This is a genomic window from Microbacterium sp. H37-C3 (genome assembly GCF_027157935.1).
Classification (GTDB): domain Bacteria; phylum Actinomycetota; class Actinomycetes; order Actinomycetales; family Microbacteriaceae; genus Microbacterium; species Microbacterium plantarum.
Genome location: NZ_JAPVLR010000001.1, coordinates 39142 through 53871, shown reverse-complemented (window position 1 = coordinate 53871; position 14730 = coordinate 39142). Strand labels below are relative to the sequence as shown.

General features: G+C 70.0%; 11 protein-coding genes. 7 read left to right on the top strand and 4 right to left on the bottom strand.

The features are described 5' to 3' along the window. The first annotated feature begins 111 nt into the window (after positions 1-111). Together O1W71_RS00195 and O1W71_RS00190 are read left to right on the top strand one after the other, a co-directional pair. Complete coding sequence (locus tag O1W71_RS00195; protein WP_269266062.1) at positions 112-1428, top strand: glutamyl-tRNA reductase; 1317 nt, start codon at positions 112-114, stop codon at positions 1426-1428. Then, complete coding sequence (locus O1W71_RS00190) at positions 1425-2402, top strand: LacI family DNA-binding transcriptional regulator (RefSeq protein WP_269266061.1); 978 nt, start codon at positions 1425-1427, stop codon at positions 2400-2402. The genes O1W71_RS00195 and O1W71_RS00190 overlap by 4 nt, the downstream gene beginning before the upstream one ends. Positions 2403-2406: 4 nt before the next feature. On the opposite strand, the gene O1W71_RS00185 is transcribed toward O1W71_RS00190, so the two are convergent. Genes O1W71_RS00185 through O1W71_RS00175 form a run of 3 tightly spaced genes read right to left on the bottom strand, consistent with a single transcriptional unit; the run spans position 2407 to position 5992 of the window. Further along, positions 2407-3345, bottom strand: coding sequence for a TatD family hydrolase (locus O1W71_RS00185; protein ID WP_269266060.1), 939 nt, complete (start codon positions 3343-3345; stop codon positions 2407-2409). A gap of 2 nt (positions 3346-3347) precedes the next feature. Further along, a complete protein-coding gene (metG, locus tag O1W71_RS00180; protein ID WP_269266059.1) occupies positions 3348-4916 on the bottom strand; it encodes a methionine--tRNA ligase in 1569 nt (522 codons plus the stop codon). 59 nt (positions 4917-4975) lie between these two features. Further along, complete coding sequence (locus O1W71_RS00175) at positions 4976-5992, bottom strand: LacI family DNA-binding transcriptional regulator (RefSeq protein ID WP_269266058.1); 1017 nt, start codon at positions 5990-5992, stop codon at positions 4976-4978. 200 nt (positions 5993-6192) lie between these two features. Between O1W71_RS00175 and O1W71_RS00170 the strand changes: the two genes are divergently transcribed. The 4 genes from O1W71_RS00170 (at position 6193) to O1W71_RS00155 (ending at position 12178) form a co-directional block, all read left to right on the top strand. After that, positions 6193-8214: a beta-galactosidase gene (locus tag O1W71_RS00170; protein WP_269266057.1), complete on the top strand. Its 2022-nt coding sequence runs from the start codon at positions 6193-6195 to the stop codon at positions 8212-8214. A 145-nt stretch (positions 8215-8359) separates the two neighbouring features. Then, on the top strand, positions 8360-9595 hold the full coding sequence (locus tag O1W71_RS00165) for a sugar ABC transporter substrate-binding protein (RefSeq protein ID WP_269266056.1): 1236 nt from the start codon (positions 8360-8362) through the stop codon (positions 9593-9595). 61 nt (positions 9596-9656) lie between these two features. Then, the gene (locus O1W71_RS00160) at positions 9657-11285 is read left to right on the top strand and encodes an ABC transporter permease subunit (RefSeq protein ID WP_269266055.1); all 1629 of its coding nucleotides are present in this window, start codon (positions 9657-9659) and stop codon (positions 11283-11285) included. Then, positions 11285-12178, top strand: a complete 894-nt coding sequence (locus tag O1W71_RS00155) for a sugar ABC transporter permease (RefSeq protein ID WP_269266054.1) — start codon at positions 11285-11287, stop codon at positions 12176-12178. The genes O1W71_RS00160 and O1W71_RS00155 overlap by 1 nt, the downstream gene beginning before the upstream one ends. A gap of 86 nt (positions 12179-12264) precedes the next feature. On the opposite strand, the gene rsmI is transcribed toward O1W71_RS00155, so the two are convergent. Further along, the gene (gene rsmI, locus O1W71_RS00150) at positions 12265-13089 is read right to left on the bottom strand and encodes a 16S rRNA (cytidine(1402)-2'-O)-methyltransferase (RefSeq protein WP_269266053.1); all 825 of its coding nucleotides are present in this window, start codon (positions 13087-13089) and stop codon (positions 12265-12267) included. A 22-nt stretch (positions 13090-13111) separates the two neighbouring features. On the opposite strand from rsmI, the gene O1W71_RS00145 reads away from it, so the two are divergent. Then, on the top strand, positions 13112-14707 hold the full coding sequence (locus tag O1W71_RS00145) for a dolichyl-phosphate-mannose--protein mannosyltransferase (RefSeq protein ID WP_269266052.1): 1596 nt from the start codon (positions 13112-13114) through the stop codon (positions 14705-14707). Positions 14708-14730: the final 23 nt, after the last annotated feature.

Sequence of the window (14730 nt, the reverse complement as noted above, 5' to 3'; positions counted from 1 at the left end):
GGCTCGAGCCGGTGGCGTGCGTGACGAGAGGGTGGGCGGATGCCGGAATGATGATCTCCTCGAATGAGTTAATCGATATACTAGTCACGATTCCAGGGGGTTCTTCCGCACGTGCTCGTCGCTCTCACCGCGCATCAGCGCTCCACGCCGCTCGCTTCACTCGAGCGACTCTCCGTCATCGGAGACGAAGTCGGCACCCGGTTGACAGAGGCCCATGACGCCATCCAGGGTGCCGTCGTGCTCGCGACCTGCAACCGCTTCGAGGCGTACTTCGACCTGCGCGACGACGCCGACTTCCCCTCGACGATCCCGGCGATGGATGCCGCGATGGAAGAGATCGCGAAGCTGAGCGATCTTCCGTACCGGACCGTTCGCGAGACCGTCGACTTCGCTCACGGCAACAAGGTCGCCCACCACCTCTTCTCCGTCGCATCCGGACTCGACTCCGTCGCCGTCGGCGAGGACGAGATCGCCGGCCAGGTGCGCCGCGCCCTCGACGACGCGCGGCGCGGCGGACTGACCACGGCGCCCCTCGAGCACCTCTTCCAGCGGGCCACCGAGACCTCGCGCGCCGTGAAGAACAGCACGCGCATCGGCGAGTCGGGCCGCTCGCTCGTGCGACTCGCCCTCGAGCTCGCATCCTCGCGGGTGGCGGACTGGTCCACTGCACGGGTTCTGCTCGTGGGCACCGGCCGCTACGCCGCGGCATCCCTCGCCGCTCTGCGCGACAAGGGTGCCGTCGACGTCCGCGTGCACTCGCGCTCGGGCCGCAGCCGCTTCGCCCAGCGCGAGCACCTCGTCGCCGTCGACGCCGAGCACTACGCCGAAGAGGCGGCAGCCGCCGATGTCATCATCACCTGCACGACCACGACCGACACCTATGCTCTGACCGCTGCCGAGCACGCGGCACGGCGCAGCGGCGCCGACCGCACGCAGCTGATCATCGACCTCGGTCTGCCACGCAACGTCGACCCGGCGCTGCGCGATGTTCCCGACATCGAGCTGCTCGACCTCGAGACGATCCGCATCCACGCGCCGATCGACGAGTTCGCGACGCTCGACGAGGCGCGCGAGATCGTCGCGGGAGCCGCAGCACGGCACGCCGCCGCGCGTCGCGTGCACGAGGTCGCCCCGTCGGTCGTGGCGATGCGCGGCTACATCACCGGCATCCTCGACGACGAGCTCGAGCGGGCTCACCTGCGGGGCGAGTCGCCTCAGGTCGAGGCTGCGCTGCGCCACTTCTCCGGCGTCCTGCTGCATCGCCTGATCGCGCAGGGGCACACGCTCGCCTCCTCCGGTTCGGGTGCAGCCTGGGCCGATGCGGTAGCCACCGTCTTCCCCGCCGCCACCGGAGCGACCTCGCCGGGCGGCACCGTCCCGACCGAGCGCGCCCCGGGCGACGCCGAAGCAGGAGCCGGTCGGTCATGAGCCGTCAGGTGACCCTGAAAGACATCGCGCTGCGCGCGGGTGTCTCGACGGCCGCCATCAGTCAGGCGCTCAACGATCGCGGAAGCCTGCGCCCCGAGACCCGGGAGCGCATCAAGGCGATCGCCGCCGAGCTCGGCTATCAGCCGAACAAGTACGCGGCGGCGCTGCGGAGCGGCCGCACGATGTCGGTCGGCTTCGTCGTTCCCCAGGATGCCGAGCTCGACCTGTCCAAGCGCGGCGCCCTCCACCGCAGCCGGCACATCGGCGCGCTCGTCAGCGCTGCCGCCGATCAGGGCTTCACGGTCACGATGCTGCCCGCGGCACGACCCGATCTGCTCCGTGGTGCGCAGATCGACGTCGTCTACTTCGCCGAGGTGGCCGCCGACGACCTGCTGCTGCGCGAGGCCATCGCCCGCGGCATCCCCGTCGCGACCAATGACCTCTACGTCGACACCGAGCTGTCCATCACCGTCCGCACCGGCTACGACGAGGCGGTGCGCGCGGCCCTCGCCCTGCTCGAAGCCGGTGGGGCCCGGCGGATCGGGTTCCTCGTCGACGATGCGGGCTCGCCCCGCGACGAGATCGGCGAGACCGCGTACCGCGCGTGGAGCACCGTGCGCGGCCGTGAACCCCTCGTCGCGTACCTCGACGCGGAGCACGGCGCCCTCCCCCGCCGGGTCGGCGAGCTCCGCGATGCCGGCGCGGATGCCATCTTCTCGTTCGCCGAGGAGGGGCCGGCCGTCTACCTGCAGCTCGAAGAGATGGACTTCGTCATCCCGCGCGACATCCAGTTCGTCGCGCTGTGCACGAGCGACTGCGCCGTCAACACGCGCCTGGGCGTCACGCACGTCTGCGTGCACCCGGAGCTCGCCCCCGCCGCGATGTTCCAGGCGCTCAGCAGCATCCGCGATGCCGCGTCGCCCGACGTCGTCGACCTTCCGTGGGAGATCGTCCGCGGCTCGTCGACGCGATGACGCGTCAGAACTCGCCGTAGACCTCGAGCGTGTTCGCGGCGACCTGAGCGGACAGCTCCTCGACGTCGACCCCGAGCTCGGCGGCCATGAAGCGCAGCGTCACCGGGATCAAGTACGGCGCGTTGGGCCGCCCCCGGTGCGGAGTCGGCGTGAGGAACGGGGCGTCGGTCTCGACGAGGATGCGCTCGCGGGGCGTGACCGCGAGGGCGTCGCGCAGGTTCTGCGCGTTCTTGAAGGTCACGTTGCCGGCGAAGCTCAGCCAGTAACCGCGGTCGGCGGCGATCCGCGCCATGTCGGCGTCGCCCGAGAAGCAGTGGAAGACCGTGCGCTCGGGGGCACCGACCCGCTCGAGCGTCTGGAGGACCGCGTCATGCGCGTCGCGGTCATGGATCTGCATCGCGACACCGTGCTTCTTCGCGAGCTCGATGTGCGCCTCGAAGCTCTCGAACTGGGCAGGCAGCCCGTCCTCCTCGGTGCGGAAGAAGTCGAGCCCCGTCTCGCCGATCGCACGCACGCGCGGCTGCGCGGCCAGCTCGTCGATGACGGCGATGGCCTCGCCGAGCCGGCCCGCCGCAGCGTAAAGGGGCGCCTCGTTCGGGTGGATGGCGACGGCGGCGAGGACGCGCGGATGGGATGCCGCCGCCCACGCCGACCACCGCGACGAGTCGATGTCGCCGCCGGCCTGGACAACGCCGATCACACCGACGGATGCCGCGAGCTCGAGCTGCTCCGCCAGAGAGCGGGGCTCGTCACCGTCCTCGATCTCGAGATGGGTGTGGTTGTCGTAGACCGGCACCGCAAGCGGTTCCGGCGCCTCCGGCCAGCGCACATCCCGCGCAGCCTGGGAGCGCTGCCGTACGTACTGCGACACGTCATCCGTCGACTCGCCACGAAGTGACGATGCCGGGCCGGCCGGATCGGCGTTCTTCGGCGAGTCGACCATGCTCAGGCGGGCTGCTCGACGCGCGGGAACAGCGGGGCGAGGCCGTTCACCGTCGTGCCTGCGGGGAGCACACCCCAGGTGCCGGCGTCGCGCAGCGGCTGGTCCTCGAGCCGGGCGTCGATGCCGAGCGCCACCCACAGCTTGCGCGTCGACTCGGGCATCACCGGAGACAGGAGCACCGCGAGGGCGCGCAGCCCCTCGGCGGCGGTGTACAGGACGGTGCCCAGACGCGGCCGCTGGGCGTCGTCCTTCGCGAGAGCCCACGGCTCGTTCCCGGTGATGTAGCCGTTGAGCGCGTCGACGATCGTCCAGATCGCAGCGATCGCCTCGTCGGGCCGGAACCGCTCCATGGCGGCATCCGCGGCGCCGGCGGCGTCGGCGACGACGCGCTGGATCGCGAGATCGCTCTCGGTGTACTCGGCGGGCGCCGGCACGATCGCCTCGAAATAGCGCTCGATCATCGCGACCGTCCGCGATGCGAGGTTGCCGAACCCGTTGGCGAGCTCGGCCTGGTAACGCGCCGACAGGTCTTCCCACGAGAACGAGCCGTCCTGGCCGAACGCGATCGCCGAGAGGAAGTAGAACCGGTACGCGTCCGAGCCGAACACGTCGGTGATCTCGGTCGGCGCGATGCCGGTGAGCTTGGACTTCGACATCTTCTCGCCGCCGACGAGCAGCCAGCCGTGCGCGAAGACGCCGCGTGGGACGTCGAGCCCGGCGGCCATCAGCATCGCGGGCCAGATCACGGCGTGGAACCGCAGGATGTCCTTGCCCACGACGTGATACGCGGGCCAGCGCCGCGCGAACTCGTCGGGGTCGGTGCCGTAGCCGATCGCGGTGGCGTAGTTCAGCAGAGCGTCGACCCACACGTAGATGACGTGCGAGGGGTCCCAGGGCACCGTGATGCCCCAGTCGAACGCCGACCGCGAGATCGACAGGTCCTTGAGGCCCGACTTCACGAACGACACGACCTCGTTGCGCGCCGATTCGGGGCGTACGAAGTCGGGGACGGTCTTGTACAGCTCCAGGAGGCGGTCCTGGAACTCGCTGAGCTTGAAGAAGTAGTTCTTCTCCTGGAGCAGTTCGAGGGGCTTGGAGTGGATGGCGCAGACCTTGAGCCCCTCGAAGGCGCCGGTGCCGTTCACGATCTCGGCCTCGGGCTTGAACTCCTCGCACCCGACGCAGTACAGCGCCGCGTACTCGCCCGCGTAGATGTATCCGCGGTCGAACAGCGTCTGCACGAAGACCTTCACGCGCTCCTCGTGGCGCTCCTGCGTCGTGCGGATGAAGTCGTCGTTCGCGACGTCGAGGGTGCGCAGCAGCGGGAACCAGGACTCCTCGACGAGCTTGTCGACCCACTCCTGAGCGGTGACGTTGTTCGCCGCCGCGGCGCGGAGCATCTTCTGACCGTGCTCGTCGGTGCCCGTCAGCATCCACGTGTCGTCGCCCGCCTGGCGGTGCCAGCGCGCGAGCGTGTCCACCGCCACCGTCGTGTAGCCGTGCCCGATGTGGGGCAGGTCGCTCGGGTAGTAGATCGGTGTGGTGATGTAGAAGCTGCGGCCGTTGCTCACCCCGAGATTCTAGTTCGAGTGCGCGGACCGCCGCGGCCGTGTGTCGACACGGCGACGCGTCACGCGGTCTCGCGCACGATGAGGGATGTCGGCAGCACGAGCGGCTCCGGGTCGCCCCCCGCGATCACCTGCAGCACCATGTCGACCATCGCCGAGCTGATCTCGTTCCACGGCTGACGCATCGTCGTCAGGGGCGGATCGTGCGTCGCCGCGAGGCCCGAATCATCGAAGCCGGCGACGGCGATGTCGTCCGGAACGCGCCGTCCGCTGCGGCGGATGGCGGCGATCGCGCCCACCGCCATGACATCGGATGCCGCGAAGACGGCGTCGATGTCGGGCGCGCGCTCCAGCAGGCGGGTCATGGCCGCCGCGCCGGCGTCGCTCGAATAGACGTCCTGCTCGACGAGCTCGGGGTCGAACAGGTCGCCCATCTCCTCACGGAACCCCTGCAGGCGGTACCGGCCGCCCGGGGTGTCGTCGGGTCCGGTGATGACAGCGATGCGGCGGTGACCTCGCGAGAGGAGGTGGCGTGTCATGGTGCGCGCGGATTCCGATTCGTCGACCGAGACGGTGGGCACGTGCGCCCGATCGCCGAGGGGGACACCGGTGCACACGGTGGGCACACCCGCGGAGATCAGCGACGCCAGCAGCGGGTTCGACTCGTGGGACGAGATGAGCAGCACGCCGTCGACATGCCCCGCCCGGACGTAGCGCTCGACGTTCGCTCGCTCGGCCGCGGTGTCGGCGATCATGAGCACGAGGGTCATCGAACGCTGGGCCAGTGCCTCGGTCGCTCCCCGCAGCAGCAGGGCGAAGGTCGGGTCGGCGAAAAGCAGGTGCTGGGGCTCGGTCAGCAGGAAGGCCAGCGAGTTCGACCGCCCCGTCGCGAGACTCCGGGCCGCGTGGTTCGCGGTGTAGCCGGTCTCGCGGATGGCGCGGTCGACGGCGTCCCGGGCCTCGGGCGACACCCAGTGCCCGCCATTGATGACCCGCGACACGGTGCCGTGCGAGACGCCGGCCGCGGCCGCGACGTCGCGGATGGTCGGTTTGCGCGACGCGCCGGTGGAGCCGTTCACGTCGGCGAGCCTACTCCGGACGAGACCGTCGACCGTCGCGCGCCCCGGAGGACGCGCCGAGGCTGGCAGCCGCTCTGGGACCGGTCACAGTTCGATAACGGGTCGGGTCGCGGATCGGTCGCGCGTTTACAGTGGTCACACACACCCTGTGACCGGTCACAGTACGACCGGTGCATCTGAGAGACACGAGGACGCGTTTCATGCCTGCGAGCGTTTGGCCGGCCATTGACGGGATCGCCTACGGCGGCGACTACAACCCGGAGCAGTGGCCCCGTGAGGTCTGGCGCGAGGACGTCCGCCTCATGCGAGAAGCCGGAGTGAACCTCGTCAGCGTCGGCATCTTCTCGTGGGCGCTCATCGAGACCAGCGCGGGCGTCTTCGACTTCGACTGGCTCGACGAGATCATCGGCCTCCTTCATGAGAACGGCATCGCCGTCGACCTCGGCACCCCGACGGCATCCCCGCCGGCCTGGTTCTTCGCCGAGCACCCCGATGCCCGCGCCGTCAACCGCGACGGCGTGGTGATGGGCTTCGGGTCGCGCGGCATGGCGTCGCACTCCGCCCCCGCCTACCGCGAGGCAGCCGTGCGGATCGCCTCGACGCTGGCCGAACGCTACGCCGACCACCCGGCTGTCGTCATGTGGCACGTGCACAACGAGTACGGTGTTCCCGTCGGCGAGGACTACTCCGAGCACGCCCAGCGCGCCTGGCGCGGCTGGCTGCAGGAGAAGTACGGCTCGCTCGCCGCCCTCAACGCGGCGTGGGGCACCGCCTTCTGGGGGCAGCACTACGGCGTCTGGGAGCACGTCGGCGTCCCCGCTGCCGCTCCCTCGGTCGTCAACCCCGCGCAGCGGCTCGACTTCGCGCGGTTCACCGACGCCCAGCTGCGCGGCTGCTTCGTCGCGGAGCGCGACGCCATCCGGCGGTTCTCGTCGCTCCCGGTGACGACGAACTTCATGGCGAACCAGCACCACGGCTGCGACCTGTGGGCCTGGGCACGTGAGGTCGACATCGTCTCGGACGACCACTACCTGTGGGCCGCAGACGTCGAGGGCGAGATCGGCCTGGCCATCGCCGCCGACCTCTCGCGCTCGGTCGGGGGCGGCAAGCCCTGGATCCTCATGGAGCACTCGACCTCGGCGGTCAACTGGCAGCCGCGCAACGTCGCCAAGCGACCGGGCGAGATGGCGCGCAACTCGCTGTCGCACCTGGGCCGCGGGGCAGACGGCATCCTCTTCTTCCAGTGGCGTGCCGGGCGCTCGGGCGCCGAGAAGTTCCACTCGGCGATGCTGCCGCACGCCGGCACCGAGTCACGCGTTTTCCGCGAGGTCGTCGATCTCGGCGCGAAGCTGAACCGCCTCGCCGAGGTGCGCGGCTCGCGCGTCCACGCCGACGTCGCGATCCTGTGGGACTTCGAGTCGTTCTGGGCGCAGGACCTCGAGTGGCGCCCCTCGGAGGACGTCTCGCACGACGAGCGCATCCGGGCGTTCTACGAGCGCCTGTGGCGCGACAACATCACGGTCGACTTCGCCTTGCCGGGCCACGATCTCTCCGGCTACAAGCTCGTCATCGCCCCCGCGCAGTACCTCCTGCGTCAGGCTGATGCCGACAACCTCAACCGGTACGTCGAAGCCGGCGGCACGCTGGTCGTCTCGTTCTTCTCAGCCGTCGTCGACGAGAACGACGCCGTGCACCCGGGCGGCTTCGCCGCTCCCCTCGAGCCGTCCCTCGGAATCCGCGTCGAGGAGCACCTGCCGCTGCGCGCGGGCGCGACCACGACGATCGAGTTCGGCGGCGCGTCCCATACCGCCGACGTCTGGCACGAGCACCTGGTGGTGTCGGACGCGGAGACCCGCGGGACCTACGTCGACGGACCGGGCGCCGGGATGCCCGCGGTGACGCGCAAGCGGCACGGAGCGGGCACCGGCTGGTACGTCAGTACGCGACCGGATGCCGCCGGCCTCGCCGCCATCATGGCGGAGGTCTACGCCGACGCGGGCATCGCCCCGGTCGACGCGCCGGCCGGCCTCGAGATCGTCCGCCGTGCGGGCGACGCCGATGACTACGTCATCGCGATCAACCATGCGGCGACGGACGCTGAGCTCGCCCTGGAAGGTGTCGACCTGTTCTCAGGGCGCGCCGTCCGGGGCACGCTGGAGGTGAGTGCGGGCGACGTCGCCGTCATCCGCGCACCGCGCACAGCACCCGGGGGTGGTCACTGACCCACCCCGACGCCGGGAGACAGCCGACGTCTCACGGCATGCACTGAGAAAGCGCCGCCGCCACCCGGCAGCGGCATCCACATCGGTCGTGACGGAGCGACCTCGCACGAGGCCCTTCCGATCGACCACTTCGGAAGGAAGATCCATGCGCAAGATCGGGACCGGAATCGTCGCCATCGCGGCGACCACCGTCCTGCTCGCCGGTTGCTCCGGCGGCAGCACCCCCACCGACAGCGGCAACGCCGACGGCGGCTCGGCCGGCGGCTCGCTCGTCGTCTGGACCGACGCCAACCGCGCGCCGGCCATCGAGGCGGCGGCGAAGGCCTTCGAAGACGAGACCGGCACCAAGATCGAGCTGGTCCAGAAGAACTTCGAGGACATCCGCAACGACTTCATCAACCAGGTGCCGACCGGCGAGGGCCCGGACATCACGGTGGGCGCCCACGACTTCCTCGGCTCCTTCGTCTCGGCCGGCGTCGTCGACACGATCGACCTCGGCGACAAGGCCGACCAGATCGAGAAGGTCGCCGTCGACGCGTTCACCTACGACGGGCAGCTCTACGGCTTCCCCTACGCGCTCGAGACGATCGCGCTCGTGCAGAACACCGACCTCGTCGGCGAAGAGGCGCCGTCGTCCTTCGACGACATGATCGCCCGCGCCCAGACCGCGGGCGCCGAGCGTCCGTTCGTCATCAACACGGCGGGTCAGAAGGGCGACGCGTACACGATGTACGGGTTCCAGACGTCGTTCGGCGCCCCGGTGTTCGTGCAGGACGCCACCGGCTCCTACACGACCGAGGTCGGCATGGGCGGCGCGGGCGGCGAGGCTTTCGCCACCTGGCTCGGCGCGCACGGCGAGGCCGGCTCCGGCGAGATCTCGACCACGATCGACTATGACACCAACAACGAGCTCTTCGCCGCCGGTACCGCCGCGTACACGGTTCAGGGCCCGTGGGCGATCGACGCCCTCACCGCCAACGGTGTGAACGTCAAGGTCAACCCGATCCCGTCGGCCGGCGGCGAGACCGCCGCGCCGTTCGTGGGTGTCCAGGGCTTCTACATCAGCTCGGAGAGCGCGAACAAGCTGCTGGCCCAGGAGTTCCTGACCACCTACCTCGCAACGGATGATGCGCAGCGCGCCCTCTACGAGGCCGACCCGCGCCTGCCCGCGTGGAAGACCCTCGCGGCCGAGGTCTCGTCCGACCCCGTCGTCGCCGGCTTCCTCGCCTCCGCCGCGAACGGCGTGCCGCAGCCCTCGATCCCCGAGATGGGTTCGGTCTGGGACCTGTGGAACGCCGCACAGGTGCAGATCATCAAGGGCGGCGACCCCGTCAGCACCTGGAACACCATGGTGACCGACGTCCAGGCCGCGATCGGCTGATCCCCTCCGGGGGCGGAGCACACCGCTCCGCCCCCGGACCTCTCTCGTGAAGGAGATGCACATGTCGGTCCCCCAGGGAACCGTGAGCGAGAGCGCACCGCCGCCTCGCTCCCCCGACCGCTCGCAGCAGTCAGAACCGCATGGCCGACGCTGGTCGGGCATCGGCTGGGGCTTCGTCGTGAAGCTCGTGCTGATGGCGATCGTCAACGCCTTCGGCCTGATGGGGGTGTTCGCCGCCGTCCAAGCCGAGTCGTGGCTCATCGCGACCGCGGCGGCCGTCCTGCTCGTCGCCGCCGACATCGTGTACTTCACCAAGCGCGCGCTGCCGCTGAAGTACCTGCTCCCGGGACTCGCCTTCCTGCTGGTGTTCCAGGTCTTCATCTTCGGCTACACGGCGTACATCGCCTTCACGAACTACGGCGCCGGCCACGTCGGTTCGCAGGACCAGGCGGTGGCCGCTGCCCTGGCCCAGGGCGAGCGACGCATCGACACCTCGCCCTCGTACCCGCTCTCGGTCGTCGAACAGGGCGGCGAGTACGGCTTCGCGATCGTCGACGACGGCGAGATCAAGGCCGGGTCCACCGACCGGCCGCTCGAGGTCGTCGGTGACGCGTCGGGCTCGGGCGCCCCCACCGACGTTCCCGGCTGGAACGTCGTTCCCCGCGGCACCTTCCTCGGCGACCCCGCGCTGCAGGAGCAGATCGTCGAGCTGCGCGTACCGGTCTCGGACGACCCCAACGACGGCTCGATCCGCACGCGCGACGGCTCGACCGGCGCCGTGTACCTCTCGACGCTGACATGGGATGCCGACGCGCAGACCATCACCGATACGGCATCCGGTGCCGTCTACACGGCAACAGACGACGGCCGATTCGTCTCAGCGGACGGAGCGGCCCTGCCCACCGGCTGGGTCGTGAACGTCGGGTTCGACAACTTCCTGCGCCTCGTCACAGACCCGGGCCTGCTCGAGCCGCTCGCGCTCGTCACGCTCTGGACGTTCGTCTGGGCGGCGCTGTCGGTGCTCATTCCGTTCGCGATGGGGCTCGTGGTGGCGCTCATCTTCAACGACCCGCGGGTGAAGGGCCGCAAGATCCTTCGGACGCTGTTCATCCTCCCGTACGCCTTCCCGGCGTTCATGTCGGCCCTGCTGTTCCGCGGCATGTTCAACGCCGAGTTCGGTGTCATCAATGAGTTCTTCTTCGGCGGCGCGAACATCGACTGGCTCGGCGACCCGTGGCTGGCTCGCATCGCGGTGCTCTTCGTCAACGTGTGGCTGACCTATCCGTACTACTTCCTCGTGTGCACGGGCGCGCTGCAGGCACTGCCGTCCGACACGCTCGAGGCCGCGTCGATCGACGGCGCGGGCCGGTTCCGGCAGTTCCGTGCGATCGTCCTCCCCCTCGTGCTCGTCGCGACCGCCCCGCTGCTGATCTCGTCGTTCGCCTTCAGCTTCAACAACTTCACCGTCATCTACATGTTCAACAGCGGCGGGCCGGCGATCCCCGGCGCGCCCTATGCGCTCGGATCCACCGACATCCTGATCTCCGCGATCTGGGACATCTCGGGAGTCTCGGGCGGCGCTGCCGACTACGGCCTGGCCAGCGCCCTGTCGATCCTCGTGTTCATCGTGGTCGGCGCGATCTCCGCCCTGGCGTTCCGCCAGACCCGCAAGCTGGAGGAGTACCAGTGATGTCCGCAACCACCACCGTCGCCACCCCGCCCAGCCGCGTCGGCGCTCGCCGCCGCCGGTGGCTGCTCGAAGTCGGCTGGAAGTACCTCGTCGCGCTGGTCATCCTCTTCTACGCGATGTTCCCGCTGCTCTACGTCATCTCGGCCGCGCTCAACCCGCGCGGCAGCCTCGCCGCGAGCAACCAGCTGTTCGGCGTCTTCGACCTCGCGAACTTCGCCTCCCTCAGCGGCACGTCGTACTGGACCTGGTACGGCAACACGCTGATCGTGAGCGGGGCGTCGGCGGTCGGCGCCGTCCTGATGGGGGCCGCGGCAGCGTACGCGTTCTCCCGGTTCCGCTTCCGCGGTCGCCGTCCGGGCCTCACGGCCCTGCTCATCATCCAGATGTTCCCGCAGGCGCTCGCCTTCGTGGCGATCTTCCTGATGCTCCTCGCCCTCGGCGAGGTGTTCCCCGCCCTCGGCCTGAACTCGAAGATCGCGCTCATCTGCGTCTACCTCGGCGGCGCCCTGGGTGTGAACACCTTCCTCATGTACGGGTTCTTCAACACGATCCCGATGGAGCTCGACGAGTCGGCCAAGATCGACGGCGCAACGCACGCCCAGGTGTTCTGGCGGATCATCATGCCGCTCGTCACCCCGATCCTCGCGGTCGTGGCCCTACTGGCGTTCATCGCATCGTTCGGCGACTACATCATCTCGAAGATCGTGCTGGTGTCGCAGGACAACTGGACCCTCGCCGTGGGCATGTACCAGTGGGTGTCGAACCAGCTCGCGAGCAACTGGGGCCTCTTCGCGGCGGGTGCGGTGCTCGCCGCGATCCCCGTGCTCGCACTGTTCCTCGGCCTGCAGCGCTACATCATCGGCGGGCTGACCGCCGGCTCCGTCAAGGGCTGACGCGAGAACGCACCATCCCCGCGAGAACGTGCCCGATACAGTGCGTTCTCGCAGGGTCGGTGCGTTCTCGCGCGAACGCGCCCGCGTCAAGACCCGGCGCGAGCGGCGAGAGCGGCCTGATACAGGTCGCGGGACGACAGGCCGGTCGCGGCCGCGACCTCGGCGGCGGCCTCCTTGAGCCGGATGCCGTCGGCGACGAGCCGCTGGACCTGCGCGAGCGCGTCGGCGGGGTCGATCTCGCGCGCCCCGGCGCCCTCCACCACGATGACGATCTCGCCGCGGACGCCGTCGGCAGCCCACGCGGCGAGCTCATCGAGCGTGCCGCGCGCCACCTCCTCGTGCAGCTTCGTCAGCTCGCGGCAGACGGCCGCTCGGCGGTCGCCTCCGAACGCCTCGGCCATCGCCCGAAGCACCTCGGCGATGCGCGACGGCGCCTCGAAGAAGACGAGCGTGCGCTGCTCGCCGGCCAGCTGGTCGAAGAGCCGGCGCCGGTCCCCCGGCTTGCGGGGCGGGAAGCCCTCGAAGGCGAACCGGTCCGTCGGAAGCCCGGAGACGGCGAGCGCGGCGAGCACGGCGCTCGGACCGGGCAGGACGGTCACGGTGACCCCCGCTGCCGCCGCCGCGGCGACGAGCCCGAACCCGGGGTCGCTGACCGTGGGCATCCCGGCATCGCTGAGGACGAGGACGTCCTCGGTACGGGCGCGCTCGACGAGCTCGACGGCTCGCTGCTTCTCGTTGTGGTCGTGAAGGGCGATCAGACGGGGACGATTGGTCGCCCCGAGGGCCTGGAGCAGGCGCTGGGTCGTGCGCGTGTCCTCGGCCGCGATGGTCGTCGCCTGTTCGAGCGCGGTCACGAGCCGCGTCGTGGCGTCGCCGAGGTTGCCGATGGGCGTCGCGGCGAGGATGATCACCGCCCCAGCATAGGCTGGCGACGTGACGACGACCGCTGAGCCGCTGCTCCCCGAGAAGCGTCGGCCGACCCTTCTCGACCGGTGGCACGCCCGCTTCAGCGGCGACCCGATCTTCGCGCGGCGGATGGCCTGGATCGCACCGCTGGTGATCACGCTGATCGCCGCCGTCCTGCGGATGTGGAACCTGGCTCATCCCCACGACGTGGTCTTCGACGAGACCTATTACGTCAAGGACGCCTGGAGCCAATGGGTGCTCGGGTACGCCGCAACCTGGCCGGACGGCGCCGACGAACGCTTCCTCGCGGGCGAGACCGACATCTTCACGACGACGGGCAGCTTCGTCGTGCACCCCCCGCTCGGCAAGTACCTCATCGGTCTGCCGATGGCCCTGTTCGGCGCCGACTCGACCTTCGCCTGGCGCCTGGGCACGGCCCTCGCCGGCACGGCGTGCGTGCTCGTGCTCTACCTCCTCGCACGCAGCCTCACCGGCTCGATCGTCTTCGCGTCGCTGGCATCCGGCCTGCTCGCGATCGACGGCCTCGGGATCGTGATGAGCCGGGTGGCGCTGCTCGACATCTTCCTGACGTTGTTCACCCTGCTGGCGTTCTGGTTCGTCGTGCTGGACCGCGAACGCAGCCGGGTCGTTCTCGCCGAGCGCATCGCGGCGCGATGGGACGACGTCGGCGCCCCCGCCTGGGGACCGGTGCTGTGGAACCGCCCGTGGGTGATCGCCGCGGGTGCGGCGGCCGGCGCGGCGACCGCGGTGAAGTGGTCGGGCGTCTGGGTGCTGGCAGCGATCGGCATCTATCTCGTCGTCAGCGATGCCCTCGCCCGCCGCAGCGCCGGCATCCTGTTCTGGCCCGCCGACGCGACGGTCCGGCAAGGGGCGGTGTCGTTCGTGTTGCTCGTGCCGGTGGCGCTCGTGGTGTACCTCGCGTCGTGGACCGGCTGGTTCGTGACCGACGGCGGGTACGACCGACACGCTGCGGACGCGAACCCCGCGACCGGATTCTGGTCATGGGTACCCCTGTCGCTGCAGAGCCTGTGGCGATATCACGAGTCGATGTACGGGTCGACGGCCGGGATGTCGACTCCCCACGCCTACGCGAGCCCCGCGGCGCAATGGCCGCTCCTTCTGCGCCCGACCTCGATGTACGCGGGCAGCACGCCCGGCGGCACCGGTTCGTGCACCGACCCCAACGGCTGCTGGGAGATCCTGTACAGCATGCCGAACCCCATCGTCTGGTGGGCGGGCGTCGCGAGCGCGCTGTACCTCGTCTACCTGTTGTTCCGCACCCGTGACGGCGCGTACGGCATCGTCCTGACCGGTGTCGTCGCGACGTACTCGCCGTGGCTGCTCTTCCCCGAGCGCACGATCTTCCAGTTCTACACGGTCCTGATCCAGCCGTTCCTCCTGCTCGCTCTGGTCTTCGTCATCCGATCGGCGGTCCGGTCCGCGCGTCGCGATCGAGGAACCACCCGCGGCGTCGAACGCGTCGTCGTCGTGTTCCTCGGCCTCGTCCTGGTCCTCGCCGCATTCTGGTTCCCGCTGTGGTCGGCGATCTCGGTGCCCTACGAGTTCTACCGGCTGCACAACTGGCTGCCCGGCTGGGTCTGACGCCCACCGCGCGCGGCACCGTA